The following is a 26,723-nucleotide window of genomic DNA, read 5'->3' as shown; positions in this document are numbered from 1 at the left end:
CTGTTAACTCACTCTTTGCCGGCAGGTGACCAGGTGTGCGAGCGGATCGCACACACTGTCCGAGCCGGACGGCGAGGAGAAAGCGCGGATGCGAATGGTGATCGGACACAGGCCAACCCACGCCACCACCCGGGACGGCATCCGGGACCCCGGCAGATTCGGCGCGTTCGGCGGCCGCTACGTTCCCGAAGGATTGATGGCGGCGCTCACCGACGTCGAGAACGCCCATCGAGCGGCCTGGGCGGATCCCGAATACCACGGCGAACTCGACCGGTTGCTGCGGGAGCGAGTCGGCCGCCCGACCCTGCTGCACGCGGCGCCGCGACTGGCCCGCGCGCTGAATGTCCCCGGAGTGCAGGTATTCCTGAAGCGCGAGGATATGACGCACACGGGCGCCCACAAGATCAACAATGCCCTCGGGCAGGGGCTGCTGGCCGTGCGGATGGGCAAGACCCGCGTCATCGCCGAAACCGGGGCCGGGCAGCACGGCGTCGCGGTGGCGACCGTCTGCGCCATGCTCGGGCTGACGTGCGTGATCTACATGGGCGCCGACGATATGGCCCGCCAGCAGAGCAACGTCGTGCGGATGCGGCTGCTCGGCGCGGACGTGCGCGCCGTCCGTTCCGGTGATCGCCGATTGAAGGCCGCGGTGACCGAGGCGGTGCGAGATTGGGTGGCGCACACCGAAACCACGCATTTCCTGTTCGGCACCGCCACCGGGCCCGCACCCTATCCACGGATGGTGCGTGACCATCAGAGCCGGATCGGCATCGAGTCCCGGGCACAGCTGCTGGCGGCGGCGGGACGGCTGCCCGACCACGTCGTCGCGTGCGTGGGCGGCGGCAGTAACGCGATCGGGATGTTCCATCCCTTCACCGGCGATGCGCAGGTGCGGCTGATCGGTGTGGAGGCCGGGGGCCGCGGCTTACACACCGGCGAGCACGCGGCCACACTCAGCGCGGGCACACCGGGTGAGATGGACGGCGCGTTCAGCTACGTCCTGCAGGACCAGGAGGGACAGATCGCGCGAACCCACAGCATCGCGGCCGGATTGGATTATCCGGGGGTGGGCCCGGAACTGAGCCATCTCAAGGACATCGGCCGCATCGACCACGCCGTCGCGACCGACGCGGCGGCGCTGCGCGGACTGGATACGCTGTGCCGGACCGAGGGCATCATCACCGCACTCGAATCCGCGCACGCCGTGGGATATCTGCTGGAGCTGGCCGAACAGGGCGGAATCGCCGAGGACGCGCTGATTCTGCTGTGCCTGTCCGGCCGCGGCGACAAGGATCTCGCCATCCTCGCCGACCTGCTCGACGCCGGCTGACGCCGCGCCCGGCTCATTCGCAGAGCCGGTTGGCCTTCTCGAACAGTTCCAGGGTGATGGCGTGCAGGAAATCGCCGGTCTGCTTGGGCGCCTTGCCGGCGCAGGCACGCGCGTGCGTGCCCTCGAGGACGATGCCGAGTTTGAAGCAGGCCAGCACCGTGTACCAGCCGGCGTGACCGAGGTCGCGGTCGGAGAAGTTCGCGTAGTGGGCGATCATCTCCTCGGCGGTGGGCAGGCCACCCGCGGCGCCGAGCTTGCCGACCAGGGCGGCGCCGGTGGTTCCGGGCTCGGGCCGGGTGGCGATCTGCCAGCCCAGATCCAGCAGCGGATCACCGATCGTCGACATCTCCCAGTCGACCATGGCGGCGACCTCGGGCCCGTCGTAGGAGAACATCATGTTGGCCAGGTGGCAGTCGCCGTGCAGGATGCCCGGCCGCCACTGTGCGGGCCGGTTGCGGTCGAGCCAGTCCCCGACTCGGTCCACCCCCGGGATCTGCGGGCCGGGGTAGCCGTCGTTGCTGCTGTAGGACTCGAGTTCGCCGAGCCAGCGCGGCACCTGGCGTTCCAGGAAACCGTCCGGCTTGCCGTAATCGGCCAGCCCCAGCGCCTCGTAGTCGAGCGAACCGAGCCGGGCGATGGCCTCGACCGCCGACAGTCCCATCTGCCGCCGCACCTCGGGATCGCCGGCGTGCAGGGCGGGCAACTCGTTCTGCGGGTTGAAGCCGGTGATCGGCTCCATCAGATAGAAGACCGCGCCGATCACCGATTCGTCGGCGCCCGCGGCGATCACCCGCGGGGCGCGCACGCCGGTGCCCGCGAGCGCGCCGAGCAGGCGGGATTCGCGGCGGATCACGTCGTTGCTCTTGGGACGCAGATGTTTCGGCCCGCGGCGCAGCACGAATTCGCGGCCACCCCGGCGGAACCGCAGCATGATGTTCTGGGTGCCGCCGCCGAGCGAGGTCACATCCTCGAAGTCGCCGCCGGGCAGGCCCTGCTCATCCATCCACTCGCCGACGGCCGCGAAATCGACGACCTCGCGCTCGACCTCGGCCGGTTGCACCACAGACATGCCCCACATTGTGCACCACCACGACCGGTCAACTGAAGGCGTATGCCCTCACTGCGTCGTCCGAGATGCCCGATACGGTGATGCACATGAGCACGTCCCGGTCTCGGCATGCGGGCGAGACCACTGTCGACCACGCGGTGCGCACCCGAACCCCCGTGCGCACCCTGCTGATCGACAACTACGACTCGTTCACCTACAACCTCTTCCAGTTGATCGGCACGGTGAACGGCGCCGAGCCGACCGTGCTGCGCAACGACGAGGTCGACACCCTGGCCGAGCTGGACCTCGACCGGTTCGACAACATCGTCGTCTCCCCCGGGCCCGGACGCCCCGATGTACCAAGGGATTTCGGGATCTCGCAGGCACTGATCGACCGTGCGAAGCTCCCGCTGCTGGGCGTCTGCCTCGGACACCAGGGCATCGTGCTGGCGGCCGGTGGGCGGGTGATCCCGGCGCCCGCGCCCCGGCACGGCTATCCGGACCGCATCAGCCACGACGGTCGCGACCTGTTCGCCGGGGTTCCCGCCGACTTCCTGGCCGTGCGCTATCACTCGCTGTGCGCCGCCCAGCCCCTGCCGGACGCGCTGGCGATCACCGCGACCGCGCCCGACGGGGTGGTGATGGGCGTTCGCCACCGGCACCGCCCGCAATGGGGTGTGCAGTTCCATCCGGAATCGGTGTCGAGCGAATTCGGCGCCGCGCTGCTGGGTAATTTCGCGCGGCTGACCCGGGAGTGGTGGGCGCATCGGGCCGTGACCGGCCGGGCATCGGGCGTCCACGAACCGTCACGGGACATCTCACGGCCGGGCGAACGTCCGGCTCGCCGGCAACTCGGCTGGACGGGCGTCGCGTCGTCGATGGGTGCGACGTCCGCCGCGGCCGATCCGGTCTCCAGTGGGCCCGGAACCGCAGAGGCCGGCGCCCCGCGGCCGACGACCCTCACCGTGCTGCACGAGGTGATCGACCGCGCCGTGGAGACGGAATCCGTTGTGCTGCGGGTATATCCGGACTCGCCGACGGTGTTCTGGCTCGACAGTGCGCATGTGGAGCCGGGGCTGGATCGGTTCAGTTTCGCCGGTGATGCGTCCGGGCCGCTGGCGGAGGTGGTCCGATATCGAGTGGGCGCGGGATGTGTGATCGAGAATCGAGCCGGGACGCGCACCGATCCGCGGCCGGTGCTCGACTATCTGTCGGCGCGGCTGAGTGCGCTGAACATCCGATTCCCCGATGTGCCCTTCGATTTCGTCGGCGGCTACGTCGGCTATCTGGGCTACGAGATGAAGGCCGACTGCGGTGCGAGGACCGGGCATCGATCGCCCTATCCGGACGCGCAGTGGCTCTTCGCCGATCGGCTGGTCGTAGTCGATCACGTCGCGGGTCGCACCCATCTGATCGCTGTCACCGACGCCGATTCGGCCGCCGAGAATCACCGCTGGCTGGCCGATACGCGCGCGATCGTCGCGAGCCTGCCGGATCGGCGGAATCCGGAACCGCTCACCCTTCCCGCCGACGAGGAGGCCGTCGTCTCCCGCCTGACCCGCGGCCGGGACCGCTATCTGGCCGATATCGCGGCGATCGACGCCGAGCTGCGCGCCGGGGAGACATACGAGGTGAACCTCACCGACAGCGCGACCATCGACTCCGATGCGCCGGGACTCGAGGTCTACCGAATGCTGCGGCGCAGCAATCCCGCCCCGTACGCGGCGTACCTGCGCTTCGGCGAGCTCCATATCGCCTGTTCCTCACCGGAGCGCTTTCTGAAGATCGACCGCACCCGCACGGTGGAGACCAAGCCGATCAAGGGCACCGCCCCGCGCGGCGCGACTCCGGAGGCGGACGAAAACCTCTGCCGCGCTCTGGAATTGGACCCCAAGACGCGGGCCGAGAATCTGATGATCGTCGACCTGCTGCGCAACGATCTGGGCCGGGTGTGCGAGCTGGGCAGCGTGCACGTGCCCGAGCTGATGGTCGCGGAGACCTACACCACGATGCATCAGTTGGTGAGCACCGTGCGCGGGCGGCTGCGCCCGGAGGTGGATGTGCTCGATTGCCTGCGCGCATGCTTCCCGGGCGGCTCGATGACCGGGGCTCCGAAGCTGCGGACCATGGAGATCATCGACGGGCTGGAGACCGAGGCGCGCGGCATCTACTCGGGCACGATCGGGTTTCTGGGTCTGGGCGGAACGGCGGATCTCAATATCGTCATCCGTACCGCGGTCCGCGACGAGCGCGGCTGGCGCGTCGGCGCGGGCGGCGCGGTGGTGCTGGACTCCGATGCCGACGCGGAATTCCACGAGATGGTGCTCAAGGCCGCGGCCGCGGCCCGTGCGGTGATCGCGACGGCCGAGTTGCCGCGATCGGCGGGCAGGGCGGGTCTATTTCCCGCGTCGACGTGACTTCGGCTCCGGTTGCGGTGGTTCCGCCTCGCGGCTGGTGAGGCGGCCCAGCATCGAGATGCCCGGCAGTTTCGACAGCCGGTTGAACACCTCCTCACCCAGCGCGATCACGGCCTCGAGCCGCGGCAGCAGCCGGTCGTAGGCCGCGAAGGCCGGATCGGCCAGCGCCAGGGTCCGGTCGAGGCGGTCGATGGTGGAATTGAGCCGGTCGATGGCGATCGCCAGATTCTCGATCAGATCCGGAAGTTGCGCGGCCAACTGTACGGAGGCGGGCGGGAGCCGCACCGCGGTGCCGAAGGCGGTACCGGCGGTGACCTGCGCGGCATCGATGGCCTGGCCCGCGGCGGTCTGCGCGGCCTGCGCGGCGGCCTGGGCGGCGGCGAGGATTTCCGTCGCACCCGGCACCCGCGCGCCGCTGGGCTTACGCCCGGAGTCACCCTTCGGGTTCGTCATGGTTCCACTGTGCCGCACCCGGACAGTCACGAAAAGCTCCGCGCCGACCGCGCGATTCGTGTCGGGGCGGCCTGGCATAGTTCGTGGCGATGACAACCATGCGCCCCACCGTCGACGGTGACGCCACGCCGGTACCGACTTCGCTTCTGTCGGTACTGGTTTCGTGGCGTTCGACGGCGTCGCTGGACGCGCATGCCGTCCTGCTGACCGCCGGCGGGCGGGTCCGCTCCGCCCGCGACGTGGTGTATTTCAACGCGCCGCGCCACCCCTCCCAGGCGGTGACCGTGGATCAGGATCCGCATCCGGGCACCGCGCGGCTGTCGGTCTCGCTGCCCCGGACGGAGGCCGAGATCGTCCGCATCCTGATCACGGGGTCCGGCGCCGACGAGCCGCTGGCCGCACTGCCCGGCCTCGCGGTTTCGGTCGAGGACGCCGAGGGCCTGGTGGCGCGTGCCGACGTGGCCGCGGAGCCGGGTGCGTGGGCCGCGGTGTTCGGAGAGTTCCGCCGGGCCGAGGACCGATGGTGGTTCGTGCGCGGCGGACCGCAGCACGCCGGCGCGGCGGACTTGTTCACGACATTCGGCGCAGCCGTCTCGGAGTCGGCACAGCACCGGTCGCAGCGACTATCGTTGCACCGCAACAGTTTCGCCACACCCATGCCCCCGCCACCGGACGAGCGCCCCGATTGGCATCCCGACCCCACGGACGCGGCCTCACTGCGCTGGTGGGACGGCTCCCGGTGGACCGAGCAGACCGTCGCACGCCCACCCTCCGACCCACGCGCCTGTCCCCGGTGCGGGCGGCGGCGGGGCTGGCGCCTGCTCGGCGCCGCGCCCTGCCGCGCGTGCGCCACGGAGGTCGAGGACTACCTCTCCGGCTGGCGCACCCGGGCGCTGCGCGTCCTGACCACCACCGGACCGAGCGGACCCGACTGGGACGAGCTGTGGACGCGGATCCGCCATCAGCGCATCGACCCCGACACCGCCCGCGCGGCCCTGCGCGGACCCGCCGTCGCCCATCTCGAGCGCATGGCGGCTTTCGCACTCGCCGACGGCACGATCGGCGGCGCCGAGCTGGAACGATTCGATGCGACGGTCGCCGCGCTCGAGGTGCGCGACGCGGCCGTGGACGAGTTGCGCCGCAGCCTGCGGCGGCTGCGCATCCTGTCCCGGCTGCGTGCGGGCGAGCTCCCGGTGATCGCGGTGCCCGATCTGCATCTGGACCCGCAGGAACGCGTCCATCTCGACACCGCCGCGACCCGCATCCGCCGGTCGGGCCGCGGCGCGCAGGCGTCACCGGGACGGTTGATCTGCTCGAACCGGAAGTTACGCTTCATCGGACCCGACGCGGGTATCGAAATACCCTGGGCCCGAGCGGTTTCCGTAGCGGCCTCCGAGACGGGCGTGACGGTGGCGGCGACCTCGGCACGCGGCGGGGCCGAATTCGATGTCGACGAACCGGAATTGGTGGCCGCGATCGTGGAAGGCGCCCTGCGGGTGGCGAAACGGCTCACGGTCGCGCCGGGCAGACGCGACAGCCGGTCCATCGCACCCGATATCAAGGCGGAAGTGTGGCATCGCGACGGCGGCCGGTGCGTGGAATGCGGCGCCACCCACTACCTCGAATTCGACCACATCATTCCGCTCAGCCGCGGCGGCGCGACCAGTGCGGCGAATCTGCAGATCCTGTGCCGCGGCTGCAACCGCGACAAGGGCGACCACATCTGAGCCGTCGTCAGCCCGCCTCTCCGGCGATCTCGAATCCGGCCTCGGTCAGCGCATCGGTGGCGGCGGCGCTGCGCGATTCGGGCACCAGGACCAGATCCGCATGGTAGGTCGAGGCGACGAAGACGGGAATGCCGTGCCGCGCCAGGGGTTCCAGAATCGCGGTCAGCGCACCGGAGGTGTCCAGCTCGCGGGGCGTGGCGGCGTACAGGCCGAGCCAGCACGACTCCCGCTCCCACGGCGGGGCCTCGCGCACGACCGTCAGCCCCTCCGGCGCCCGCACCAGCGCCACCCATTCGTCGTCCTCCGGAAAGGTCGCGGACGGGATGTGGTCGACGCTGAATCGGGACGGCACGATGTGCAAGCGCTGGGATTTCGCCATCGGCTCATCGTAGGCGGGGCTCAGGTCGTCGCCACCAGCAACTCCTCGCCGTTGGAGGTGCGCAGCCCGTCCGGCCGCCCGGCGAAGTAGCGCGCGTTGAGTTCGTCCGCCGAAATGTGGTGCGCCTGCGCGAAACCGGCCTCCCGGGCCATGGCGACGAGCTGCGCCGGGGCGTAGAAGCTGAGGAACGGCGTGCCCGAGGCCGCCGCACCCGAGACCGCGAATTCCCGGCTCGGCCGATCCTGTTCGTCGAGCAGTTCCAGCGGCGGCTGGAAGGTCATCACGACCGTGGATCCGGGCGCTGTCCGCGCCAGCAGCGACAGCGTTTCGCGGTTGGCCTCGTCGGTGAGATACATGCTCACCCCCAGCGAGGCGACGATAGCGGGCCGGGACGGATCGAAACCGGCCGCGGTCAGGCGCTCCCACCACGAATCCTTCTCGAAATCGACGGGGACCGAACGCAACCACTCCGGGAGGCCGTAACCGGTCTCGGCCAGACGCTGCCGCTTCCACGCCTGCGTCTGCGGCTGATCGACCTCGAAAATCCGGAAACGAGCGGCGATGTCGGGTTTGCGCTGCGGGAACGTCTCCAGTCCGGCGCCCAGCAGCACGTATTGGCCGACCCGCCCGGCCTGTTCGGTGAGCAGATCCTCCACGAATCGCGACCGCACCACGATGCTCGCCCGGAAGCGGCTGGTGCCCACGGGATGCATATCGCCGCGCTCGCGCCAGCCCTCCGGCGGATCGGCCAGACGCAGGCCGATCTCGTCGTCGAGCACATGCGGCGGCGGGTCGAGCCGAACGTGCAGCGCGCGCCACAGCGCGACCCGCACGGCGGTCTGATCGGGCACGGCGGTCTGCTCGGGCACCGCACCGGTCCGGGTATCGCTCATCGGTCACCACCGGGAGCCTGCAGCGTCCACACTCGCCCGTCGGGATCACGCACCGTCATCTCGCGGGTTCCGTAATGGGTGTCGGCGAACGGCGAGACCACCTCGACCGGCGCCGGAAAGTCCTGCTCCGCTTCCACTTTCAGCACGACCTGCATTCCCGGTTCGCGATCCGCCGGCACCTCGGCGATGAACAGATACGGACCGTCCCCGTTGCGGAGCTGTCCGGAATTGTGGTCGGTGGCGAATTCCAGTTCGAAGCCCAGCTGCTGGAAGAACTTCGCCGATTTCCCCCAGTTGTGGGTCTCCAGAAAAATCGCCTCGACACCTCTGGCGGCCATCTCACTTCTCCTTCTCACGCGTCGGCGGTTCGGCGCCGAGATACGCCCGCAGCGCCTCGGCCACCAACGCCGACAGCGACATCTCCGATTCGACCGCCCGGTATTTGACCTGCTTGATCAGCTCCACCGGGAGATACACGTTGAACTGCTTGACTTCCTCGGCACCCACGAGAGAACACTAACATGCTAGTAATCTAGATTGCTAGATCTATCGGCCCGCGAAGGTCACGAAGTGATCTTCCGAACCGGCTACTCGGACGGCTCCTCGTCCGATCGCGGCGTCCCCGACAGCCGGATCACCCCCGCCTCCAGGTCGAGATCCAGCCGCGGCCGATGCTGCTGCCCGTCGCTGTCACCGCCGCTCTCGTCGGTCAGCTTCTTGCCGGGGAACATCTCACCGAACACGCCCATAACCCCACGATAGCCGCCTGCGCGGCCGCGGGCGGGGACGGAAACGGCCTCAGCGCAGTTTGATCGACCCGCCGTCGACCATCAGGGTCTGGCCGGTCATGTATTTCGCATCCGCGCTGGCCAGGAATACCGCGACCCGGCCGATATCGCTTTCCGGGTCGCCGAAGCGATGCAGCGGGGTGCGCGCGAGCAAGGCCTCCTCGACGCCGGGATTTGCCTCGATATAGGCGGCGACCCCCTCGGTCAGCGCCAGCGGCGAGATCACGTTGACATTGATGTCGTCGGCGGCCCATTCGTTGGCGGCGACCCGGCTGATCGCCCGGATCGCCTCCTTCGCCGCCGCGTACGAACCCTGCCGCACCTGCCCCTCCAGCCCCGCGCCGGAGGCGAAGTTGATCACCGAGCCGCGGTTGCGCTTCAGATACGGATAGCAAGCGCGCATCAATCGGAAGGTCGGATAGAAGCCGGTGCCGAAGGACAGGTCGAACATTTCCTGGGTGGTCTCGAGCAGCGGCGCCTGCTTGGAGACGTGGGCGTTGTCGACCAGCACGTGCACCGAGCCGAACCGCTCGACCGCCGCGGCGACGATCAACTCGGCGCTCTCCTCGCGGGTGATGTCGGCGTGCAGATACGCCGCTGCGCCGGCCAGCTCCCGTTCCAGCTCACGTCCGGCCTCGTCGTTGATGTCGACGAACAGGATCTCGGCGCCTTCCTTCGCGAAGGCGCGCACGATTCCCCGGCCGATGCCGCCCGCACCACCGGTGACGATCGCAACCTTTCCTTCGAGCCGCACACCCACTCCTCTCGCTCCGGAAAAATTCCACGCTGTCAGGTCCGCGGATTCGGGTCGGGCGCCGTTCCGGTCAGCGGGATACCGGACGAACGGGATGGACCGCCATCGCGCAGTGTGTCTGCCGTCACTACACTCGGGCTTCAATTCCGGTTCTCGCCCAGATTCGACGGGCAGGATGGAAGTGACTCACGATCGGAGGCATCGATGCCACTGGCCACATCGGCACCCCGCCCCCTGCCGCCGTCGATGGTGGAGCGGATGACGCTCATTCTCGACATGTTCGAGCACCGGTCGACGCGGCTGAGCCTCGTGGAGATCTGCACACACAGCGGGCTCCCGCGCTCGACCGCGCATCGCATCCTCGACCAGCTCGTGAAACTGCACTGGCTCGAGCACACCCCCTCGGGCTACTGCCTGGGCCGCCGTTCACTCGGGCTCGGTGGCTACGACGGCCGGCACGGCGAGATCCGCGAGGCGGCGGCCGAGCACCTGCACGAACTGCAGCTACGGACCGGACTCGTGGTGCACCTGGCGGCTCTCGAAGGCGCCGACGAGGTGTTCCTGGACAAACTCGGCGGCCCGTTCGCGCGCACGCTGGAATCGCATGTGGGACGCCGCAGTTTCGCCCACCTCACCACCGGCGGCCGCGCCATGCTGGCCTGGCTGCCGCCGGAGGAAGTGGAGGCACTGCTCGGCAAGCAGCTGTCGAATCCGGTCCAGGGCCGAGGCTGGGATGTGCCGAGCCTGCATCGCGAATTGAACCGGATCCGCCGCAATCGCGGGCTGTCGTTCGACCGCGGCGAATACACCAATGCGATGGTGGGCCGGGTACTTCCCAGCGTGGCCGCCGCGATCCGGGGTCCGCAGGGTCCGCTGGCCGCGATCTGCCTGTGCGGGGAAACGAACTTCGCGACGATGGAGCGTCTCGCCCCGCTGGTCGCGGAGGCGGCCGCGCGCACCTCGCGCGCGCTGGCCGCCGAGTCCCGCGGGCGACGTCATGTCCCGGCCGGCCGGCGCGCACAGGCGGTCCGGACGAACGGGCGCTCGCTCGCCGCCTCGCCGAGCCGCGCCTAGGCGGCCGCGAGTCTCGCTGAGCGGAAACGCCGGCATATGCCGGCGGCGTGCGTGACACAGTGCGGTGGTTGTGATGCTCCACACAGAAGGACCGCCCATGACCACCACGTCCATGCCCGATATCGCCGCCGTCATGCGCGAGCTGACCGGTCCGGGCGGCAGATTCGAGCTCGTCGAGGAGGAGGTTCTCGGCGCTCGCATGCCGGTGCTGCGGCACCGTCGCCGCGCGGTCGCCGAACTGCTCGCCGACTCGGTGCGCTTCGGTGACCGGGACTATCTCGTCACCGAGGATCGGCGGCTGAGCTATCGAGAACACGCCGCCGCGGCCGCCGCGCTGGCCGCCGCGCTGCGGGAGGAGTACGGCGTGGGGCGCGGTGATCGGGTCGCGATCCTGGCCGCGAACACCGTCGAATGGGTGATCACCTTCTGGGCGGCGCAGAGCCTCGGCGCGATCGCCGTCGGGCTCAACGGGTGGTGGGTGCCGCGCGAGATCGAGTACGGACTGGCGTTGACCGAACCGGCCGTGGTGGTCGTGGACGCGAAGCGGGCGAAGCTGCTCGCCGATATCGACACCGCCGCCGCAGTGGTGACCATGGACGAGGATCTGCCGCGTCTGATCGCCGCCCACGCCGGCGCCGAACCGACGGTCCCCGACGTGGCGGAGGACGATCCCGCCGTCATCCTGTTCACCAGCGGCACCAGTGGGAAACCCAAGGCGGCCTTGCATTCCCAGCGCAATCTGCTGGCCGTCACCGGCTATTTCGAGTACACCGACGCACTGGCCGCCGCGTTCACCGGAAAGACCCTGGAACCCGGCGCGCCGCTGGATCTGCGCTGCCTGCTGACCTCTCCCCTGTTCCACATCGCCAGCCTGCACAATCTGGTGGTGCCGCGGCTGGCCACCGGCAGCGCGGTGATCATGCCGCAGGGCGGATTCGACGCCGACCGGATTCTGCGCCTGATCGAGAAGGAGCGGGTGACGAACTGGGGTGCGGTGCCCACCATGGCCTCCCGGCTGCTCGAACACGGCGATATCGGACGCTACGACACCTCCTCGCTCACCGCCTTCGCCCTCGCGTCGGCGCCGTCGTCACCGGCGTTCAAACAACGTCTGCGCGAAGAGGTTCCGTTCGCCGCCGACGCCTTGGTGGACAGCTACGGCCTCACCGAATGCAGTACCGCGGTCGCCGTCGCCACCCCTGCCGACCTCGCCGAATCCCCCGGGACGCTGGGCCGGCCGATCATCAGTGTGGCACTCGAGATCCGCGATGCCGACGGGACACCCGTTCCGGAGGGCGTCGAAGGTGAGGTTTACGTCCGCAGCCCGTTCGTCATGCTGGGTTACTGGCGCAATCCCGAAGCCACCGCGGCGGCGATCGATGCCGAGCGCTGGTTGCGCACGGGCGATTTCGGCGTGATGGAACAAGGTCGCCTGCGCCTGACCGGCCGCCGATCGGATCTGATTCTGCGCGGCGGCGAGAACATCTACCCGGTCGAGATCGAGCAGTGCCTCGACGAACACCCCGATGTCGTGGAATGCGCCGTCGTCGGTGAACCGCACCCCGATCTCGGGCAGCAGGTGGCGGCCGTCGTCGTTCTCACCGAGGGGTCCACGGCGTCGGAGGCGGATCTGCGCGAATTCGCCCGCGAACGGCTGGCGTATTTCAAGGTGCCCGAACGGTGGCGGATCACCTCGGATCCGTTGCCGCGCAACATCACCGGCAAGCTGATCCGGTCCGGGATCACGGTCTGACACAGGGGTTTCGAGGTGTCGTCCGGCGCCCGCGACTCGATCCGGTGCCGATATTGCCGAATGTACGCCACGCCGGGCTCTACACTGGTGCGGACCTGATTGCCCTGTGTCACAGAGTGAGTGGTGTGCATGCCTCCGGATCCCGACCAGATGACGGCGGCGTTCGAACGATTATCGGCCCGAATGACGGTGCTGCAGGCCGGAATGCTGCTGGCACCGACGATGCACGAACAGGGTGCCGCCCGCTACGGCCGCATTGTCGCGGCGCAGCTGGCGGCACTCACGATCCGCGGACATGTCGATGTGCATGTCGGTAACGACGGATTCGAGGGCGCGGATTCGCTGCGAGCGGTCCTGCTGCCCGGCCCGCCCGAACCGGTGGCCGCCGAGGAGCGGCAGTTGTTGCGGCATCTGTTCGGCAACGGCTACTCCGTGCGCATCGCCGCCTGCACCGACGGGCCGGGCTGGGATCGGCTGAACGCGACGGTGCGCCGCGAGTTGATCGGCAACGGTTTCGGCTGGGCCAAACCCGATCGATACCGGGCGCTGCGCACGATGGTCCGGCTGCGCCGGCGCATGCTCGATTACGCGGCACAGCGACCGGCGTGGCAGGACAACGAGGCGCTGCACCTCGCGGGCTATCCCTACGCGGTGCTGTTCGCCGTCGACACCGGTCCGGGCCCGCACTGGCCGGGACCGGAGGAAGGCTCGCAGGCGCAGCTGTCCCTGCCGTGGAATCTGCCGCAGGCCTGCGCGCACGCCGTCCGCGATTCCGGCGAGATCGCCTACAGCGCGCCACCGGTAGGCACCGAGGAGCGGCTGGCCGAAGTCGAGCAGCTGCTGATCGCCATGGATTCCCATTCGCAGGGGGTGCGGTACCACCATATGGTCGAGGCCGAGCGACTGCACCGCTTGATCGACGATTACCGCTGGCGCTACAGCTTTCACACGCTGACCACCTCTCCTCGCCCCGAGCTGCTGCGCGCCGCACTGCTGGATCTGGTGCGCGAAACCGAAACCGTGCGCGCGTATGTGCGGCCCGGAGTGCCGGGTCACGAAGAGGCCGTGCTGGTTTCGATGTACGCGGTGCGGCTGTCGGATCTCGTCCTGGACCGCACGCCGTGACCCGGGGTCAGGAGCCGACCACGTCGCGGGCGCGGCCGACGAGGAGTGGATCGGCGGGAGCGACGATGTCGAGTTCCTTGTTCTCGTAGTCGAACAGGCCCAGGACGTGGCGCATCGCGTTGAGGCGGGCGCGTTTCTTGTCGTTGCTCTTGACCACGATCCACGGCGCGTAGTCGGTATCGGTGTGTTCGAAGTTCTCCTCTTTGGCGGCGGTGTAGTCGTCCCACTTGTCCAGCGAGGCCAGATCCATCGGCGAGAGTTTCCACTGCCGGACCGGGTCGACCTGCCGGATCGCGAAGCGAGTCCGCTGCTCCAGCGGCGATACCGAGAACCAGAACTTCACCAGGTCGATCCCGTCGTCGACGAGCATCCGCTCGAACAGCGGCACCTGGTTCAGAAAACGCCGATGTTGTTCGGGCGTGCAGAATCCCATCACACGCTCGACGCCGGCGCGGTTGTACCAGGATCGGTCGAACAGCACGATCTCCCCGGCCGCCGGCAGGTGTTCGACGTAGCGCTGGAAGTACCACTGAGTCGATTCCCGGGCGGTGGGCTTCTCCAGCGCGACGACGCGGGCGCCACGCGGGTTGAGGTGTTCCATGAAACGCTTGATGGTGCCGCCCTTTCCGGCGGCGTCACGTCCTTCGAACACGATGACCAGCCGCCGGCCCGTGGCCTTGACCCAGTTCTGCAATTTGAGCAGTTCGATCTGCAGCAGGCGTTTGTCGGCCTCGTAGACCTCGCGGTTCAGGCGTTCGTCGTACGGATAGCCTTCACGCCAGGTGTCGACGACCAAACCGTCTGCGGCGGTGAGCAGTACGGGATCGTCGTCGTCCAGGTCGTCGACGATGAATCCGGTGGTGTCGGTCAGGTCGACGGCGGACTCGAGGTCGGCGACGGCACTGAGATTGCGCTGCATGTCCGCCCTTCAGTCGTGGAATCCGGTGAGCGGCCAGCCACCGGCGGCGAGCTTCGCCGCGACCTGGCGCAGATCGTCCTCGCTCGGTTCGCAGCGGGTCACTTCCACGATCGCCGCCTCGACCTGCTCGCGATCGACGACGTCGGGCCGGCCCGCCAGCAGCAGGCCGAGAATCCGGTCGAGTTCGTCCTTGTTCAGTTGCTTCTTCAGCAGCGCGAGCAGCGGGAAGTAGTCCTTCGGTGGGACGCCGTCCGGGTAGCCGGCGCGCAGCCAATCCAGGATCTGCGCGAGCAAGCCCTCGTCGTTGGTCCTCGAATTCACCTGTGTACTCCTACTTCTCGACCAGGGTCGGATAGATGTGCTCGAAGCTGACCGCCTTGCCGAAACCGGACGCGACGATGATCGTGATACCGACGGCGATCGCGGCGACCACGACGGCGAAGACCACGACGGCCACCGCGGCGCCGAACGGATTGGGCCGGTGGACGGTTCCGGCGGCCGACTCGTGTCCGTTGGCGACCGCGAGACCGCGCACGCCGACGGCGAACAGCGCGGGCAGACCGGCGCCCAGCACGATGCCGACGAGCAGAATCTTCCAGACCGATTCGAGAACGAGCTTTATCGTTTCCATGATTCTCAGACCTTCGCGATCGTGTCCGCGGGAGCGACCGGCTCGTCCCATTCGGCGTTGACGTTGGTGTGGTCGACCTTCTGCGCTTGGGCGCGCCGGTACATGTAGACCGAGAGCGCGCACAGGATCGCGAAGGCGATCAGCGGGCCCAGCAGGGTCGGGATCTTCGCCGCGATCACCCACATCACCGCGCCCACCACGGCGGCGGCCGGCAGGGTGATGACCCACGCCGCCACCATGCGCAGCGCGATGTTCCAGCGCACCTGCGCACCGGGCTTGCCGACACCGGAACCCAGGATCGAGCCGGTGGCGACGTGGGTGGTCGAGAGCGCGAAGCCTAGGTGGCTGGAGGCGAGAATGATTGTCGCCGAGGAGGCTTCGGCCGCCATCCCCTGCGGCGAACTGATCTCGACCAGTCCCTTGCCGAGCGTGCGAATGATGCGCCAGCCGCCGATATAGGTACCCAGGGCGATGGCGGCGGCGCACGCGAACTTCACCCACAGCGGCACATTGTCGGTTTCGTGCCAGGCGAGGGGGCCGGTCGACTGCGGATCCGAGGCGCTGTAGCCGATCAGCGCCAGGGTGATCACGCCCATCGTCTTCTGGGCGTCGTTGGTCCCGTGCGCGAGCGAGACCAGGGAGGCGGTGCCGATCTGCCCCCACCGGAACCCGGCCTCGGTGAACCGTTCGCCGATACCGACCACGATTTTGAAGATCAGGAAGGTGCCGACCGCGGCCACGATGCCCGCGATCACCGGTGAGAACAGCGCGGGCATGATCACCTTGCCCACCACCCCGTCGATCTTCCCGTGCCCGATCCACACCACGCCCGCACCGGAAGCGATTGCGGCGCCGATCAATCCGCCGAACAGCGCATGCGAACTCGAGCTCGGCAGGCCCAGCAGCCAGGTCAGCAGATTCCAGATGATGCCGCCGATCAGTCCCGCCATCACGATGATCAGCAGGGCCCGCCCGTGATCCGCGGTGAACTCGGCTTTCGGTGTCCCGTCCTTGTTCTGGATCTTGACCACCGCGTTGGTGACCGTCAACGCGACCTCCACCGACAAGAACGCACCGACCAGATTCAGCAGCGCCGAAAGGGTCACCGCGGTCGTGGGTTTGAGGGCACCCGTCGCGATGGACGTCGCCATCGCATTCCCCGTGTCGTGAAAACCGTTGGTGAAGTCGAAGGCAAGCGCCGTGACGATCACCAGCAGCAGGATGATCAGTTCGCTGTTCACTCTCGTGATGGTGCGGTGTGCAGGCCTCGCCCACAATCCCCTGCCGCTTTTCGGCAACGCCGCCTAGCTGGGCGTTTCATCGACGTCGGGCAGAGGTTCATCGAAAGTTCCCGATGGAATCGTCTGCCTGCCACTTGCCGGAATCGGCGGGGCCTCCGGTGAACTGATCGCCCTGGGGATCTGCGGCGCTAGGCGGCGACGATGGCCTCGGCGACCAGGCGGAGATCCGGCACCGCGCCCCGCGGTTCACGCACCCAGGTCCGGCGCGGGTTGCCAGGGGTGGGGAGCGCGATCAACGCGCCGGGACCGGTCTGGGTGACGAAGCAGCGGAACAGGTCCAGCGACCACCATCCCGCGCCCTCACCACAACGGGGATTCTCGGCCAGAAACGACCACACGCACCGGTCCCCCACCCCGACCCGCATCACCGGCACCGCCAGATCACCGAGTATGCCGAGCACCGAAGCGCCCCGCTCGGCGGGTGTCATCACCGCACAGAGGCGCCCCGACCGCATGACCAGCGCCCCGATCCGTTGTTCGTACCAGGTGTCACCGAATATCTCCCGATATCGCGACTGCGCGGGCGCAATGCACGGAGTGGTCTGTTCGGTTACCTGCTCGCTCGCGTAGATGGCTGTCATCAGCCGATCCTCCAGCCCGTTCGCTATCGGACTGTGGCGGTGGAGTGACAGACGTGCTACAGAACAGCGGGGACCGTCCGGCACAGTTCGGTGGGGGCCGAAGGGTTTCGCTTCTACTCTCCCGGCATGAGTTCAGCTGTGCAGCAGAGTCGTGAGGCCGAGGCATTCCTCGAGGCGCGCCGGGCCATCGCTCCGGAGGTGGTCAGCGCGTGTGCGGGGTGGACGGCGCATGAGGTTACCGCGCATCTCGTGGCCGGGGCCGTCGAGATCAGCCGGCATCTGGAGCCGTATCTGAACGGTGAGCCGGTGCCCGCCACGCGCGGGTTCGAGGAGCGGGAGGCGCCGTTTCGGGCTATGAGCGACCCGGAATTGATGCGACGGCTGGAACTCGAGGAGCAGCGGTTGCGGGGGCTGCTCGGGGATGTTCTGGCCGCCGACCCCGACGCGGTCGTCCCGTGGACCGGCCGGACCATGCCCGTGGCGATGTTCCTGCCGCATCTGCGCAGCGAGTTCGCCGTCCACCGCTGGGACATCACCGGGGACGACGGCATCGGCGACGAACTCCTCGCCCAGCCCGAACTCACCGCCCACGCCGTGCGCGCGCTCGGCCCGATGCTGCTGGCGTCCGGCGTGCGCCGCGATCCGTCTCCGGATGAGAATTTCGACGTGCGGCTGCGCTCACCGGGGGCGCCCGATATCCGGCTGTCGGTCGAATCCGGTTGCGCTGCAATGAGTTCGGTCGCGGACGCATCCGACGCCCCCGGCCTCGAGCTGGACGTCGCGGCCCGCCTCCTCGTCCTGTGGGGACGCCGCCCCGAGCCCCGCACCCGCGTCCGCAGCACCCTCACTCCCGCCCAACTCACCAGGCTGCACGCGCTGCTCGCCGGCTACTGACATGAAAGGGCGAAACCGCCCTCGCGCCACCCCCTTTCACCACGAGACGCCACCCGCCCGAGCCCAACTAGGCCGTCGCACCCCCGACCCGGTAGCATCCCCCACGCGCGTGCAGCGCGGCGAGGGGCGGTAGCTCAGTCGGTTAGAGCCGCGGACTCATAATCCGCTGGTCGTGGGTTCGAGCCCCACCCGCCCCACAATCTCTCTCACCAGCGGAATCGCCTAACCGTAGAGTAGGCCCGAGACAGCACAGCGCTCGATGAGCCGTGTACTTCATCGTGCTGATTCGAGGGCCGCCACCCGACTACCGCCCCGCGAGTTCGGCGACGACCGGGGCGAACCGGTCGGCCATGTCGGCGCCGAAGACGAAATAGGAGAAGCCGATCTCTTCGCGGCGTCGTTGGATTTCCTCGAGGGCGGCGGCCGGATCATCCGGGAGTACGTTCAGCGCGTCCGCCGCGCGCAAGGCGGCCGGGTCGGTGTCGGGGGATGCCATATACGGCGCGACGGTATCGCCGACCACGGGCACGGCGAGTGCGAGCTCGAGATCGCCGGTGGTGCGGAAGTCGCGGGCCAGGCGTTCGACCTCACTTCGAGGCTGGTCCCCCAGCGCGAAGGTGACCGTGTCGGCGACCTCGGCCGCCAGCGCTCGGGCCTTGGGCCCGAGGACGGCCATCGCCACCGGGGTGTGGCGGTCGGGGCCGTCGAGATCGCGCAGCGCCTTCACCGTCTCACGTACCTCGGCCAGCCGCTCGCTCGGCGGGAGGACGGGCAGCCCTTTGTCGCGCAGCTCGTCCTCGATACCCGGCCTGCCGGTGCCGATGCCCATCTCGAAGCGGCCCTCGGTCAGCAGCGACAGCGAATGCGCTTCCCACGCCGTCTGCCAGGGCGGGCGCAGCGGAGAGGCGTACACCCAGGTGCCCACGCGCAGGTCGGTCAGGGCCGCGGCGGTGGCCAGCATGGGGCCGGGAGCCGGTTGCGTGAGCGGGAAGTCGGGCACCAGCAACGTCGAGTATCCGCTGCCGGCGATGCGGCGCACGCGATCTCGCCACGTCGGCACATCGGTTGTGAGCGGGGCGACGACCCCGAAGCGAAACGGTCTCGTCATGGCTGAACTCCTGTCGGTCGGTGCGTTCGAAGGCGTCGGCGCGTTCGAAGACATGGACGGCGGATCCCCGCGAAATTCATCGACGCGGCCGGAAAGCGTCCGGCCATGCACCGACCACGTCGCGGGGTGGGCGACGATGAGCGGATCGGTCGGACTGGCGAGGTTCTCCCTCCGTATACCTCAGCTGTGGCCCACCAACTGCGGTGCGTAATCTTCGGTGGGCCAAGCATTCTCGCAAGAGGCGGGAGGGAAACCCGCCGCCGTCCGAGCCCAGGGAACTATCGCCGCCCCGCCCGCATCGCTGTCAACTGCGCCGCGCCCTCGCCGGTGAGCCGGTCGAGGGCCGGCGCGCGGCCGGTGATGAGCAGCAGCAGGTCGGCGGCGGCCCCCTCGACGACCGGTCCGGCGCCGGCGGTCCATCGGCAGTCGGAGGCCACGAGGCGGTAACTCCCGAACTTCGAGCGGGCATGGAACGGAAAGCCACCGTTCCATACGCGATCGAGGGCCGATCGCGCTGCGGGTACCGGCATTTCGCGGGGGATGCCGAGCGGGATCGCGATGTCCTGGCCGTGTACGAGCAGATCCATCAGGCGGTCGACGGGCGTCGTGCCGACGGGTGTGCGCCGAACGCCGATACTGTCGTGCAGGTCGGCGAGCAACCGGGTCGTGGTCCGGCTGTCGGCGTGGCGGATGGCGCTGTCGCGGACCATTCGATCGAAGTCGCCTCGGGCTCGGATCAGATGGAACAGGATCGTCCCGAGGCCGGAATCCGCCGACAGGATCAGGTGTGCGACCACATCGCGAACCCGCCAGCCCGCACACAACGAAGGCTGCTCCCAACCACTCTCGGGCAGGGCCCGCAACAGTTCGACCAGGCTCGCGCGCTCGGCGGCGACGGCCTGCCAGACCTGCTCGGTATCGATCGATGTCTTTCCAGCCATTGTCGGAACTCCTCAGGGTGATCGGTGTTGCCGTACCGTAGGAGTTCCAGCCGGGTGGAGGTTCCAGCAACTGTGACCCACAACACACGCCGCGATGGTCTGATCACCATCGGAGAGCTGTCCGAACGCACCGGCGTCCCGGTCCGCACCATCCGCTTCTATTGCGACGAAGGGGTACTGGACGCGCACCGCAGCGCGGTCGGGCATCGACTGTTCGATCCGGCGACGGCGGTGGATCACCTGCAGCTCGTGCGCCGGCTGCGCACGCTCGGCCTCGGGTTGCAGGCGATCAAGGCCGTACTCACCGGCACCACCTCGATCGCCGACGCCGTCGCCGCCGAAAGAGCCACGCTCGACGCCGAATTGGAGGCACTGACCTGGCGCCGGGCCGTGCTGGCGGCGGTCGAGGACGCCTCGCCCGGCCGGCGCGCCGCGCGGCTGGAACTACTGGCCGCCGTCGGCGACGGCCGGCGCACCCGCGACGATCTGGTCGCGTTCTGGCGCCGAGTGCTCACCCCGATCGCACCGGAGACATTCGACGGTTTCGTCGCCATGAACATTCCGGCCCCGCCCGCCGATCCGACGCCCCGGCAAGTCGTCGCCTACGCCGAGCTCGCCACCGCGGTGACCGATCCGCGCCTGACCGCCGCGATGACACAACAGCTCTGGCGGCACGACCCCACGAATATCCGCGACAAACGGGCACTGCTGTCCGGTGTCGCCGAAGCCTGCGAGATCGTGGACCCGCTGGTCGCGACGCGCGTGGAACCACGGCCGGGCGCGGAACTCGACCGGTTTCTCACCGCCCACGCCGCCGCCCGGCGCGTCCGCCCCACGGCCGAGTTCCGGCGCCGGCTGCTCCACGGCGCCGACGACAACGATCCGCGCATCCGCCGGTACTGGACGCTCACCGCCGAAATCACCGGTACGACCACCACCGGCGCGGCGCAGGACTGGCTGTACCGGGCGCTGAGCCGGTGGTAGCGACGCCGCGCGGCCCTACTTCTCCAGGTAAGCGACCATTCCGTCGATGAGTCCCTGGATGGCGTCGTCGAGGTTGCCATAGGTGCCGAGGGTGCGTTCGGAGGTGATGCCGCGCATGGCGGCGGGGATGAGGGCGGCGACGCGGCGGATTTTGACCGGGTCGACGCCCAGGTCGGCGAAGGCTCGTGCACATGCCTTGTCCCAGTTGGGTTTCCACGAGGCGAGTTCGGCGGCGGTCAGCGGATAGTCGCGTTCGAGTTCGGCGTGGTCGCGAGGCAGGGCGGCGCGCAGGGTCTCGATGGCGAGGGATTCGGGGCGGCGCAATCCGATCGCCATGGTGTTGATCAGGGCGGCGACCCGTTCGGACAGGGTTCCTTCGGTCGCGATACCGGCGGGCAGGTCGCCGCGTTTGTCGGCGGTGTAGCGAAGCACCGCCGCCCAGAGTCCGTCGATATCGCCGAACTGATATTTCACGACTCCCCAGGTCGCGCCGATGTCGCGGGCGATCCGGTTGCCGGATACGGCCGCGGGGTCGCCGGTGGCCAGCGAGGTGATCGCGGCCTCGAGCATGGCCTCCCGCGATTGGATACCGCGCTTGTTCGCACGCCTCCCGTGCACCGCTACCTCCGTCACGACGGTCGATAATACCGTCCCTGAACTGCGGCATCCAGTTTCAACGAACCCTCTTGTTTTCTTTCATAGAGGCTTCTACTCTTGTGTCGCCGGGCGCGGCGGTCTGCGCCGCGACGTGCAGCCCCTCGCCGAATGTGGAGGATCGAGATGGCAAAACCACCCCTGTCGATGGAGCCGACGGGCTGGTTCCAGGTCGCGTGGTGCACCGAGATCCCCATCGGCGCCGTCCACAAGATGAAGTACTTCGGCCGCGAGATGGTCGCGTGGCGCTCGGCATCGGGGCAGCTCGCGGTATTCGACGCGTACTGCGAACATCTCGGCGCGCATCTGGGCTACGGCGGGCGCGTCGACGGCGAGAACCTGGTGTGCCCGTTCCACGGATGGGAGTGGAATCGGCAGGGGCGCAACGTCTGCATCCCCTACGAGGCACATCCCAACAAGGGCCGCCGCATCCGCAGCTATCCGGTCGTCGAACGCAACGAGGCCGTGTGGATCTGGTACGACATCGACGGCCGCGCACCGTATTTCGAGGTGCCGGACATCTTCGAGGCATTCGGTGACGACAAGACCGCCGCCGACTATTATCCGCCGGTGCCCGCGGCCACACTGTTCCGGCCGGGCCTGGAACTGCATCCGCAGTACATCATGGAGAACGGCGTCGACTTCGCGCATTTCAAGGTCGTGCACAAGACGCCGTTCGTACCGGAGTTCACCCGCCACGACTTCTCCGGCCCGGTGTCCTACGTGGACTTCACCATCGCCTTCGACGAGGGCATCAGCGAATCGGACGTCAACAGCGGCGTGGAATCGATCAACGCCGGGCTGGGCTGTTCGATCACCAAGAGCTGGGGCATGGTCGACAACCGCACCATGCCCGCGGTGACGCCGGTGGACGAATACACCTCCGACGTCCGGTTCACCGTGTGGATCGGACGCAAGACGGGCGACGACAGCCCCGAGATCAGCCGATACGGAAAGACGATGGCCGATTTCGTGATCGAACAGTTCGAGGCCGACATCAACATCTGGGCCCACCAACGCTACTCCGATCCACCCGCTTTGAGCCGCAAGGAATTTCAGGGATTCACCGCGCTACGCCGGTGGGCGCTGCAGTTCTATCCCGACGGCGGCCCCGCGGGCACCGACCCGCACCGCCCGCACAGCGGCGCCGTACATCCCGCGGCCGACGCGACCGCCTGAGCACCGTCACCCCCGCAGCCACCACACCGAAAGGCACGCGATGAGCACCTCCGACACGATCCGGGTATTCCAGGTCGCCACCGGCAATCTCGGCACCGAGATGATCGGGCGCATCCGCAACCATCCCGATCTCGAGCTCGTCGGGTTGCACTGCTACACGCCCGAGAAGATCGGCCGCGACGCCGGTGAGATCGTCGGCCTCGACCCCATCGGGGTCACCGCGACCGGGACTGTCGAGGAGATCATCGCCGCGCGGCCCGACGTCCTCACCTTCCACGGCGTCTTCCCCGACGAAGATCTCTACGAGAAGGTCCTCGAAGCGGGTATCAACGTGGTCACCACCGCGGACTGGATCACCGGTTTCCACCGCGACACCAACCACGCCCATCCCTCGGGCCGCAAGGTCAGCGAGGTGATCCAGGCCGCCTGTGAGCGCGGAAATGCCACCTTCTACGGCACCGGCATGAACCCGGGTCTGTGCCAGATTCTCGGCATCGTGCACACCGCGGACGTCGCCGACATCGAGAACATCACCGTCACCGAATCGGTCGACGTCTCCTGTCACCACTCCGTCGACACCTGGAAGGCCGTGGGCTACGGCCGCCCGGTCGACGACCCCACGATCCCGGATTCGCTCTACCGCTACACCGCGGTGTTCGCCGACTCGGTCTACCTCATGGCCGACGCCTTCGGACTCGAACTCGACGAGGTGATGTTCGGCTACGAACTCGGCGCCTGCACCAAGGACGTCGACCTCGGCTGGTACTTCATGCCGAAGGGCTCGCTCGGCGCGAGCTACATCAAATATCAGGGCATGGTCGACGGTGTCCCGCGCGTGGAGACCCATCTCGAGTGGCAGATGACGCCGCACACCGACCCGTCGTGGGAGATCAAGGGCTGCTACATCACTCAGGTGACCGGCGACCCCAACATCTACAGCAAGCACATGATCTTCCCGCGCAAGGGGTTCGATCTGTCGAACCCGGAGAACTTCGCCTCGATCGGCATGACCGTCACCGGCCTGCCGGCCCTGAATGCCATTCGATCCGTGGTGGCCGCGCGCCCCGGCATCATCACCAGCGCGGACCTGCCGCTGCGCACCTTCGCGGGACGCTTCAGGATCTGAACGCTCGGCAGCCGCATCCCGGCCCGTCGCGTGGATCGCGCATGCACGGGGTGCGGCTGAATCTTGTTGCGGGCTTTCGCGCTCCGCGCCGGTTAGTGTTGGGCAGGGGTTGCCTAGTCGTCTGATCGGAGGTGTGCGATGGCTGATCTGTTTTCCACCGCGCTGCGGGCTCATCAGTGGATCTACGAGAAGTCGGACGGGTACGTGGGGCACCGGCTGCTGTTCGGAAACCCCACCCTGTTGTTGCGAACGGTGGGGCGCAAGACCGGGCAGCCGCGCACCAGTGCGCTGACCTATGCGCGAGACGGCGACGACTATCTGGTGACGGCGTCCAACGGCGGGTCGCCGCGGCCGCCGGGGTGGCTGGCGAATGTGAAGGCGGCCCCGGAGTGCGAGATCCAGGTCGGGCATCGGCGGATTCCGGTGACCGCGCGGCCGACGTATCCGGACGACACCGAGTACGCGCGGCGGTGGTCGCTGGTCGACAAGGTCAACAAAGGCCGGTACACGCAGTACCAGAAGATGACCGATCGGCCCATATCGGTGGTGGTGCTCAGCCCGCGGAAGTGACGCGGGCGGCGGTCGGACTCGTCACATTCGTCCGGATCGCTTGGTTTTCGGGCAAAGGTTTCGCTATCCTCGCCTCCGAGGGGAGTACTTCCCAAGCGCCACACCGGTCAGTACGGATTCCGCCGTCGGGATCCCCGGATGGCCGCCCGGATATCGGGTGAAGGAGACCTCGGGTGCTTTCGCATACCCGAGGAGACCTGTGAACTCGTCCGTTCTCGCAGCCCAGCAGCTGCACACCATCGGCTCCCCCTGGCTGTGGGCCGCCACCATCGCCGGTGTGCTGGTTCTGCTCGCGCTGGACTTCGTCGTCACTCGCAAACCGCACGAGGTGTCGATGCGGGAGGCGGTCGGCTGGACCGTGTTCTACCTGGCGTTGCCGGTCGCGTTCTTCGGCATTCTGTGGGCCGGATTCGGATCGAAGCCCGCCACCGAGTTCATCACCGGTTATCTGCTGGAGAAGTCGCTCTCGGTGGACAACCTGTTCGTCTTCATGCTGCTGCTGGCGGCCTTCGCGGTCCCGGCGGTGCTGGCGCAACGGGTGCTGCTGTTCGGCATCGTGGGCGCACTGGTGCTGCGCGGCATCTTCATCGCCGTCGGTGCGGCGGCGCTCGCCTCGCTGGACTGGGCGTTCCTGCTGTTCGGCGCGGTTTTGCTGCTCACCGCGCTCAAGCTGATCCGCGACGCGGTCACCGGGCACGAACAGGAAGTCGACATCTCCCGGATGCGCTCGGTGCGCCTGATGCGCAGGCTGATGCCCGTCACCGACGACTACCGCGGCACGAAGATGGCCGTGCGGGAGGCCGGCCGCCGCGCCCTGACCCCGCTCGCCCTGGTGGTCACCGCCGTCATGGCCACCGACCTGGTGTTCGCGATCGACTCGGTGCCCGCGGTCTACGGCGTCACCGGCGACCCGTATCTGGTGTTCGCCACCAACGCCTTCGCCCTGCTGGGCCTGCGCGCCCTCTACTTCGTCCTGCAGGCGGTCCTGGCCCGCCTGGTGCACCTCGCCTACGGCCTGGCCGTGATCCTCGGCTTCATCGGCGTCAAACTGGTGCTGCACTGGGCCCACGGCTACTGGGACTGGCTGCCGGAGATCCCCACCGCCGCCTCGCTGCTGGTGATCGTGGTGGTGCTCGGCGTAGTGACCGTGACCAGCCTGCTGGCCACCCGGGGCGAGAAGGACGGCGACTCCGCCACTGTCGACACGTCCGCTCGATGAGCATCGCGGCCCGCGGGCGCAGGAGTTGTCCGCCGCGCGATCTCGGCCGTACCGTGGGCCGGTGCTGTCCCGCTTCCGGCGTATCGATCCGGTCCGCACCCGGCGCGCCGTCGACGCGCTGCGATTGCCGGAGGCCGTCTTCAAGACCTGTCCCTGGCAGCCGCGGGAATTGGTGGACACCGGTCTGCGGCAATGGTTGCGATGCTGCGGAGCCGCGCTGGCCGACGACCAAGTGATCGGCATGCCGTCCCATGCCGTGGACGAGGCGTGGCACGGTCTGATCCTGTGCACCAAGCGTTACCGGGACTTCTGCGAGGCCGCGTACGGCCGGTTCCTGCACCATTTTCCCGAGGGAGACGGCTACGGCGGCGGCAGCGGTGTGCCGATGGCGACTCAGCTCGGACGCACCGTCGTCGCCTGGTCCCTCGTCGCCGACCCCGGCGAGGACTGCGTGCTGTGGGATCTGGATGTCGTTGTGGAAGTGGAGAATCCGTGGGGAGTCTCGCCGGAGCGGATCGCCGAGGTGGAAACCGCCCTGGGTGAGATCAGCGGAGGTTCAGGGCGCCGCGCTCGGCGGTGACGATGGCCGCCGGTCGCCACGGATTGCTCCTACCGCACAGACCCAGACCGGCGCGAACCGATCGGGTGCGGCGATCCCCCGGGCCGCCCGCGCGTGCCGGCCGAGGTGGCCGTTCGACCTAGCTGCTGCTGCCGCCACCGCAACTACTACCACCGCCACAGCTGCTACCTCCGCCACAGCTACTCCCGCCACTGCAACTACTGCCCCCGCTGCAACTGCTGCCCGTCGACGCCGATCAACCCGGCCATACGGTCCTGGAGACCCAGTGGCGCCTGGAACACCCCCACCGCGACCC

29 protein-coding genes and 1 tRNA gene are annotated in these 26,723 nt (G+C 68.4%); 14 read left to right on the top strand and 16 right to left on the bottom strand.

Annotated elements, in window-relative coordinates; genetic code table 11:
* Positions 1-88 precede the first annotated feature (88 nt).
* Complete coding sequence (trpB, locus tag A5780_RS17320) at positions 89-1,330, top strand: tryptophan synthase subunit beta (protein ID WP_064908945.1); 1,242 nt, start codon at positions 89-91, stop codon at positions 1,328-1,330.
* A gap of 13 nt (positions 1,331-1,343) precedes the next feature.
* On the opposite strand, the gene A5780_RS17315 is transcribed toward trpB, so the two are convergent.
* Positions 1,344-2,408: a phosphotransferase family protein gene (locus tag A5780_RS17315; protein ID WP_081879880.1), complete on the bottom strand. Its 1,065-nt coding sequence runs from the start codon at positions 2,406-2,408 to the stop codon at positions 1,344-1,346.
* 77 nt (positions 2,409-2,485) lie between these two features.
* Here A5780_RS17315 and pabB point away from each other — a divergent pair, with 77 nt between their 5' ends.
* A complete protein-coding gene (gene pabB / locus A5780_RS17310; RefSeq protein ID WP_082976532.1) occupies positions 2,486-4,795 on the top strand; it encodes an aminodeoxychorismate synthase component I in 2,310 nt (769 codons plus the stop codon).
* On the opposite strand, the gene A5780_RS17305 is transcribed toward pabB, so the two are convergent.
* The gene (locus A5780_RS17305; protein WP_063011353.1) at positions 4,775-5,248 is read right to left on the bottom strand and encodes a hypothetical protein; all 474 of its coding nucleotides are present in this window, start codon (positions 5,246-5,248) and stop codon (positions 4,775-4,777) included. The genes pabB and A5780_RS17305 overlap by 21 nt on opposite strands.
* Positions 5,249-5,337: 89 nt before the next feature.
* Here A5780_RS17305 and A5780_RS17300 point away from each other — a divergent pair, with 89 nt between their 5' ends.
* On the top strand, positions 5,338-6,975 hold the full coding sequence (locus A5780_RS17300) for an HNH endonuclease (protein WP_231982989.1): 1,638 nt from the start codon (positions 5,338-5,340) through the stop codon (positions 6,973-6,975).
* A 7-nt stretch (positions 6,976-6,982) separates the two neighbouring features.
* Here the strand turns inward: A5780_RS17300 and A5780_RS17295 are convergent, their stop codons facing one another.
* From A5780_RS17295 to A5780_RS17275, 6 genes are all read right to left on the bottom strand, one after another.
* Positions 6,983-7,354 (bottom strand): ACT domain-containing protein, encoded by a 372-nt coding sequence (locus A5780_RS17295; RefSeq protein ID WP_064908943.1) that lies wholly within the window; start codon positions 7,352-7,354, stop codon positions 6,983-6,985.
* A gap of 20 nt (positions 7,355-7,374) precedes the next feature.
* Positions 7,375-8,247 carry a class I SAM-dependent methyltransferase gene (locus tag A5780_RS17290; protein WP_064908942.1) on the bottom strand — a complete coding sequence of 291 codons (873 nt, stop codon included), beginning with the start codon at positions 8,245-8,247 and terminating at the stop codon, positions 7,375-7,377.
* On the bottom strand, positions 8,244-8,585 hold the full coding sequence (locus A5780_RS17285) for a glyoxalase/bleomycin resistance/extradiol dioxygenase family protein (protein ID WP_039784179.1): 342 nt from the start codon (positions 8,583-8,585) through the stop codon (positions 8,244-8,246). The genes A5780_RS17290 and A5780_RS17285 overlap by 4 nt, the downstream gene beginning before the upstream one ends.
* Before the next feature lies 1 nt (position 8,586).
* Complete coding sequence (locus tag A5780_RS17280) at positions 8,587-8,754, bottom strand: CopG family transcriptional regulator (protein ID WP_036499828.1); 168 nt, start codon at positions 8,752-8,754, stop codon at positions 8,587-8,589.
* A gap of 80 nt (positions 8,755-8,834) precedes the next feature.
* Positions 8,835-8,996, bottom strand: a complete 162-nt coding sequence (locus tag A5780_RS41045; protein WP_169812493.1) for a hypothetical protein — start codon at positions 8,994-8,996, stop codon at positions 8,835-8,837.
* 49 nt (positions 8,997-9,045) lie between these two features.
* Entirely contained in the window at positions 9,046-9,789 is a 744-nt protein-coding gene (locus A5780_RS17275) for an SDR family NAD(P)-dependent oxidoreductase (RefSeq protein ID WP_030518469.1), read from the bottom strand.
* Between the two features lie 204 nt (positions 9,790-9,993).
* On the opposite strand from A5780_RS17275, the gene A5780_RS17270 reads away from it, so the two are divergent.
* The 3 genes from A5780_RS17270 (at position 9,994) to A5780_RS17260 (ending at position 13,741) form a co-directional block, all read left to right on the top strand.
* The gene (locus tag A5780_RS17270) at positions 9,994-10,863 is read left to right on the top strand and encodes an IclR family transcriptional regulator (RefSeq protein ID WP_104362860.1); all 870 of its coding nucleotides are present in this window, start codon (positions 9,994-9,996) and stop codon (positions 10,861-10,863) included.
* A gap of 97 nt (positions 10,864-10,960) precedes the next feature.
* Complete coding sequence (locus A5780_RS17265) at positions 10,961-12,616, top strand: class I adenylate-forming enzyme family protein (protein ID WP_064908941.1); 1,656 nt, start codon at positions 10,961-10,963, stop codon at positions 12,614-12,616.
* Between the two features lie 183 nt (positions 12,617-12,799).
* Positions 12,800-13,741, top strand: a complete 942-nt coding sequence (locus tag A5780_RS17260; protein ID WP_064908940.1) for a hypothetical protein — start codon at positions 12,800-12,802, stop codon at positions 13,739-13,741.
* Between the two features lie 7 nt (positions 13,742-13,748).
* Here A5780_RS17260 and ppk2 read toward each other — a convergent pair whose 3' ends face one another.
* The 5 genes from ppk2 to A5780_RS17235 form a co-directional block, all read right to left on the bottom strand.
* Positions 13,749-14,660 (bottom strand): polyphosphate kinase 2, encoded by a 912-nt coding sequence (gene ppk2, locus A5780_RS17255; RefSeq protein ID WP_064908939.1) that lies wholly within the window; start codon positions 14,658-14,660, stop codon positions 13,749-13,751.
* A 9-nt stretch (positions 14,661-14,669) separates the two neighbouring features.
* A complete protein-coding gene (locus A5780_RS17250) occupies positions 14,670-14,981 on the bottom strand; it encodes a DUF3349 domain-containing protein (protein ID WP_063909229.1) in 312 nt (103 codons plus the stop codon).
* Between the two features lie 10 nt (positions 14,982-14,991).
* A complete protein-coding gene (locus tag A5780_RS17245; protein ID WP_064908938.1) occupies positions 14,992-15,291 on the bottom strand; it encodes a hypothetical protein in 300 nt (99 codons plus the stop codon).
* A gap of 5 nt (positions 15,292-15,296) precedes the next feature.
* Complete coding sequence (locus tag A5780_RS17240; protein ID WP_063014537.1) at positions 15,297-16,532, bottom strand: inorganic phosphate transporter; 1,236 nt, start codon at positions 16,530-16,532, stop codon at positions 15,297-15,299.
* 188 nt (positions 16,533-16,720) lie between these two features.
* The gene (locus A5780_RS17235) at positions 16,721-17,173 is read right to left on the bottom strand and encodes a hypothetical protein (protein ID WP_030518462.1); all 453 of its coding nucleotides are present in this window, start codon (positions 17,171-17,173) and stop codon (positions 16,721-16,723) included.
* A gap of 126 nt (positions 17,174-17,299) precedes the next feature.
* Here A5780_RS17235 and A5780_RS17230 point away from each other — a divergent pair, with 126 nt between their 5' ends.
* The gene (locus tag A5780_RS17230) at positions 17,300-18,067 is read left to right on the top strand and encodes a maleylpyruvate isomerase N-terminal domain-containing protein (RefSeq protein ID WP_064908937.1); all 768 of its coding nucleotides are present in this window, start codon (positions 17,300-17,302) and stop codon (positions 18,065-18,067) included.
* 123 nt (positions 18,068-18,190) lie between these two features.
* Positions 18,191-18,264 (top strand) — tRNA-Ile (locus A5780_RS17225).
* Positions 18,265-18,371: 107 nt separating this feature from the next.
* On the opposite strand, the gene A5780_RS17220 is transcribed toward A5780_RS17225, so the two are convergent.
* Both A5780_RS17220 and A5780_RS17215 read right to left on the bottom strand, forming a co-directional pair.
* Positions 18,372-19,175 carry an LLM class flavin-dependent oxidoreductase gene (locus tag A5780_RS17220; protein ID WP_064908936.1) on the bottom strand — a complete coding sequence of 268 codons (804 nt, stop codon included), beginning with the start codon at positions 19,173-19,175 and terminating at the stop codon, positions 18,372-18,374.
* Positions 19,176-19,453: 278 nt separating this feature from the next.
* Positions 19,454-20,116 (bottom strand): maleylpyruvate isomerase family mycothiol-dependent enzyme, encoded by a 663-nt coding sequence (locus tag A5780_RS17215; RefSeq protein WP_082976526.1) that lies wholly within the window; start codon positions 20,114-20,116, stop codon positions 19,454-19,456.
* A 72-nt stretch (positions 20,117-20,188) separates the two neighbouring features.
* Between A5780_RS17215 and A5780_RS17210 the strand changes: the two genes are divergently transcribed.
* Entirely contained in the window at positions 20,189-21,100 is a 912-nt protein-coding gene (locus tag A5780_RS17210; RefSeq protein WP_064908935.1) for a MerR family transcriptional regulator, read from the top strand.
* Between the two features lie 15 nt (positions 21,101-21,115).
* Here A5780_RS17210 and A5780_RS17205 read toward each other — a convergent pair whose 3' ends face one another.
* On the bottom strand, positions 21,116-21,733 hold the full coding sequence (locus A5780_RS17205; protein WP_064908934.1) for a TetR/AcrR family transcriptional regulator: 618 nt from the start codon (positions 21,731-21,733) through the stop codon (positions 21,116-21,118).
* 147 nt (positions 21,734-21,880) lie between these two features.
* Here A5780_RS17205 and A5780_RS17200 point away from each other — a divergent pair, with 147 nt between their 5' ends.
* From A5780_RS17200 to A5780_RS17180, 5 genes are all read left to right on the top strand, one after another.
* Entirely contained in the window at positions 21,881-22,933 is a 1,053-nt protein-coding gene (locus A5780_RS17200; RefSeq protein ID WP_064908933.1) for a Rieske 2Fe-2S domain-containing protein, read from the top strand.
* Between the two features lie 40 nt (positions 22,934-22,973).
* Positions 22,974-24,059, top strand: coding sequence for a dihydrodipicolinate reductase (locus A5780_RS17195; RefSeq protein WP_064908932.1), 1,086 nt, complete (start codon positions 22,974-22,976; stop codon positions 24,057-24,059).
* Between the two features lie 138 nt (positions 24,060-24,197).
* Complete coding sequence (locus A5780_RS17190; RefSeq protein WP_063014525.1) at positions 24,198-24,629, top strand: nitroreductase family deazaflavin-dependent oxidoreductase; 432 nt, start codon at positions 24,198-24,200, stop codon at positions 24,627-24,629.
* A 199-nt stretch (positions 24,630-24,828) separates the two neighbouring features.
* Positions 24,829-25,848, top strand: a complete 1,020-nt coding sequence (locus tag A5780_RS17185) for a TerC/Alx family metal homeostasis membrane protein (RefSeq protein ID WP_063014523.1) — start codon at positions 24,829-24,831, stop codon at positions 25,846-25,848.
* A 61-nt stretch (positions 25,849-25,909) separates the two neighbouring features.
* Positions 25,910-26,428, top strand: a complete 519-nt coding sequence (locus tag A5780_RS17180; RefSeq protein ID WP_064908931.1) for a hypothetical protein — start codon at positions 25,910-25,912, stop codon at positions 26,426-26,428.
* Positions 26,429-26,723: the final 295 nt, after the last annotated feature.

Origin of the sequence: Nocardia sp. 852002-20019_SCH5090214, from assembly GCF_001665865.1 — a bacterium.
In the GTDB taxonomy this organism is placed as follows: domain Bacteria; phylum Actinomycetota; class Actinomycetes; order Mycobacteriales; family Mycobacteriaceae; genus Nocardia; species Nocardia nova.
This window is presented reverse-complemented; position numbering and strand designations above follow the sequence as displayed.

What these genes read in the sequence shown, in the direction of transcription:
- trpB (WP_064908945.1), top strand. Translation starts at nt 89, where the DNA reads ATGCGAATGGTGATCGGACACAGGCCAACCCACGCCACCACCCGGGAC.
- A5780_RS17315 (WP_081879880.1), bottom strand. Translation starts at nt 2,408, where the DNA reads ATGTGGGGCATGTCTGTGGTGCAACCGGCCGAGGTCGAGCGCGAGGTC.
- pabB (WP_082976532.1), top strand. Translation starts at nt 2,486, where the DNA reads ATGAGCACGTCCCGGTCTCGGCATGCGGGCGAGACCACTGTCGACCAC.
- A5780_RS17305 (WP_063011353.1), bottom strand. Translation starts at nt 5,248, where the DNA reads ATGACGAACCCGAAGGGTGACTCCGGGCGTAAGCCCAGCGGCGCGCGG.
- A5780_RS17300 (WP_231982989.1), top strand. Translation starts at nt 5,338, where the DNA reads ATGACAACCATGCGCCCCACCGTCGACGGTGACGCCACGCCGGTACCG.
- A5780_RS17295 (WP_064908943.1), bottom strand. Translation starts at nt 7,354, where the DNA reads ATGGCGAAATCCCAGCGCTTGCACATCGTGCCGTCCCGATTCAGCGTC.
- A5780_RS17290 (WP_064908942.1), bottom strand. Translation starts at nt 8,247, where the DNA reads ATGAGCGATACCCGGACCGGTGCGGTGCCCGAGCAGACCGCCGTGCCC.
- A5780_RS17285 (WP_039784179.1), bottom strand. Translation starts at nt 8,585, where the DNA reads ATGGCCGCCAGAGGTGTCGAGGCGATTTTTCTGGAGACCCACAACTGG.
- A5780_RS41045 (WP_169812493.1), bottom strand. Translation starts at nt 8,996, where the DNA reads ATGGGCGTGTTCGGTGAGATGTTCCCCGGCAAGAAGCTGACCGACGAG.
- A5780_RS17270 (WP_104362860.1), top strand. Translation starts at nt 9,994, where the DNA reads ATGCCACTGGCCACATCGGCACCCCGCCCCCTGCCGCCGTCGATGGTG.
- A5780_RS17265 (WP_064908941.1), top strand. Translation starts at nt 10,961, where the DNA reads ATGACCACCACGTCCATGCCCGATATCGCCGCCGTCATGCGCGAGCTG.
- A5780_RS17260 (WP_064908940.1), top strand. Translation starts at nt 12,800, where the DNA reads ATGACGGTGCTGCAGGCCGGAATGCTGCTGGCACCGACGATGCACGAA.
- ppk2 (WP_064908939.1), bottom strand. Translation starts at nt 14,660, where the DNA reads ATGCAGCGCAATCTCAGTGCCGTCGCCGACCTCGAGTCCGCCGTCGAC.
- A5780_RS17245 (WP_064908938.1), bottom strand. Translation starts at nt 15,291, where the DNA reads ATGGAAACGATAAAGCTCGTTCTCGAATCGGTCTGGAAGATTCTGCTC.
- A5780_RS17235 (WP_030518462.1), bottom strand. Translation starts at nt 17,173, where the DNA reads ATGACAGCCATCTACGCGAGCGAGCAGGTAACCGAACAGACCACTCCG.
- A5780_RS17230 (WP_064908937.1), top strand. Translation starts at nt 17,300, where the DNA reads ATGAGTTCAGCTGTGCAGCAGAGTCGTGAGGCCGAGGCATTCCTCGAG.
- A5780_RS17220 (WP_064908936.1), bottom strand. Translation starts at nt 19,175, where the DNA reads ATGACGAGACCGTTTCGCTTCGGGGTCGTCGCCCCGCTCACAACCGAT.
- A5780_RS17215 (WP_082976526.1), bottom strand. Translation starts at nt 20,116, where the DNA reads ATGGCTGGAAAGACATCGATCGATACCGAGCAGGTCTGGCAGGCCGTC.
- A5780_RS17200 (WP_064908933.1), top strand. Translation starts at nt 21,881, where the DNA reads ATGGCAAAACCACCCCTGTCGATGGAGCCGACGGGCTGGTTCCAGGTC.
- A5780_RS17195 (WP_064908932.1), top strand. Translation starts at nt 22,974, where the DNA reads ATGAGCACCTCCGACACGATCCGGGTATTCCAGGTCGCCACCGGCAAT.
- A5780_RS17190 (WP_063014525.1), top strand. Translation starts at nt 24,198, where the DNA reads ATGGCTGATCTGTTTTCCACCGCGCTGCGGGCTCATCAGTGGATCTAC.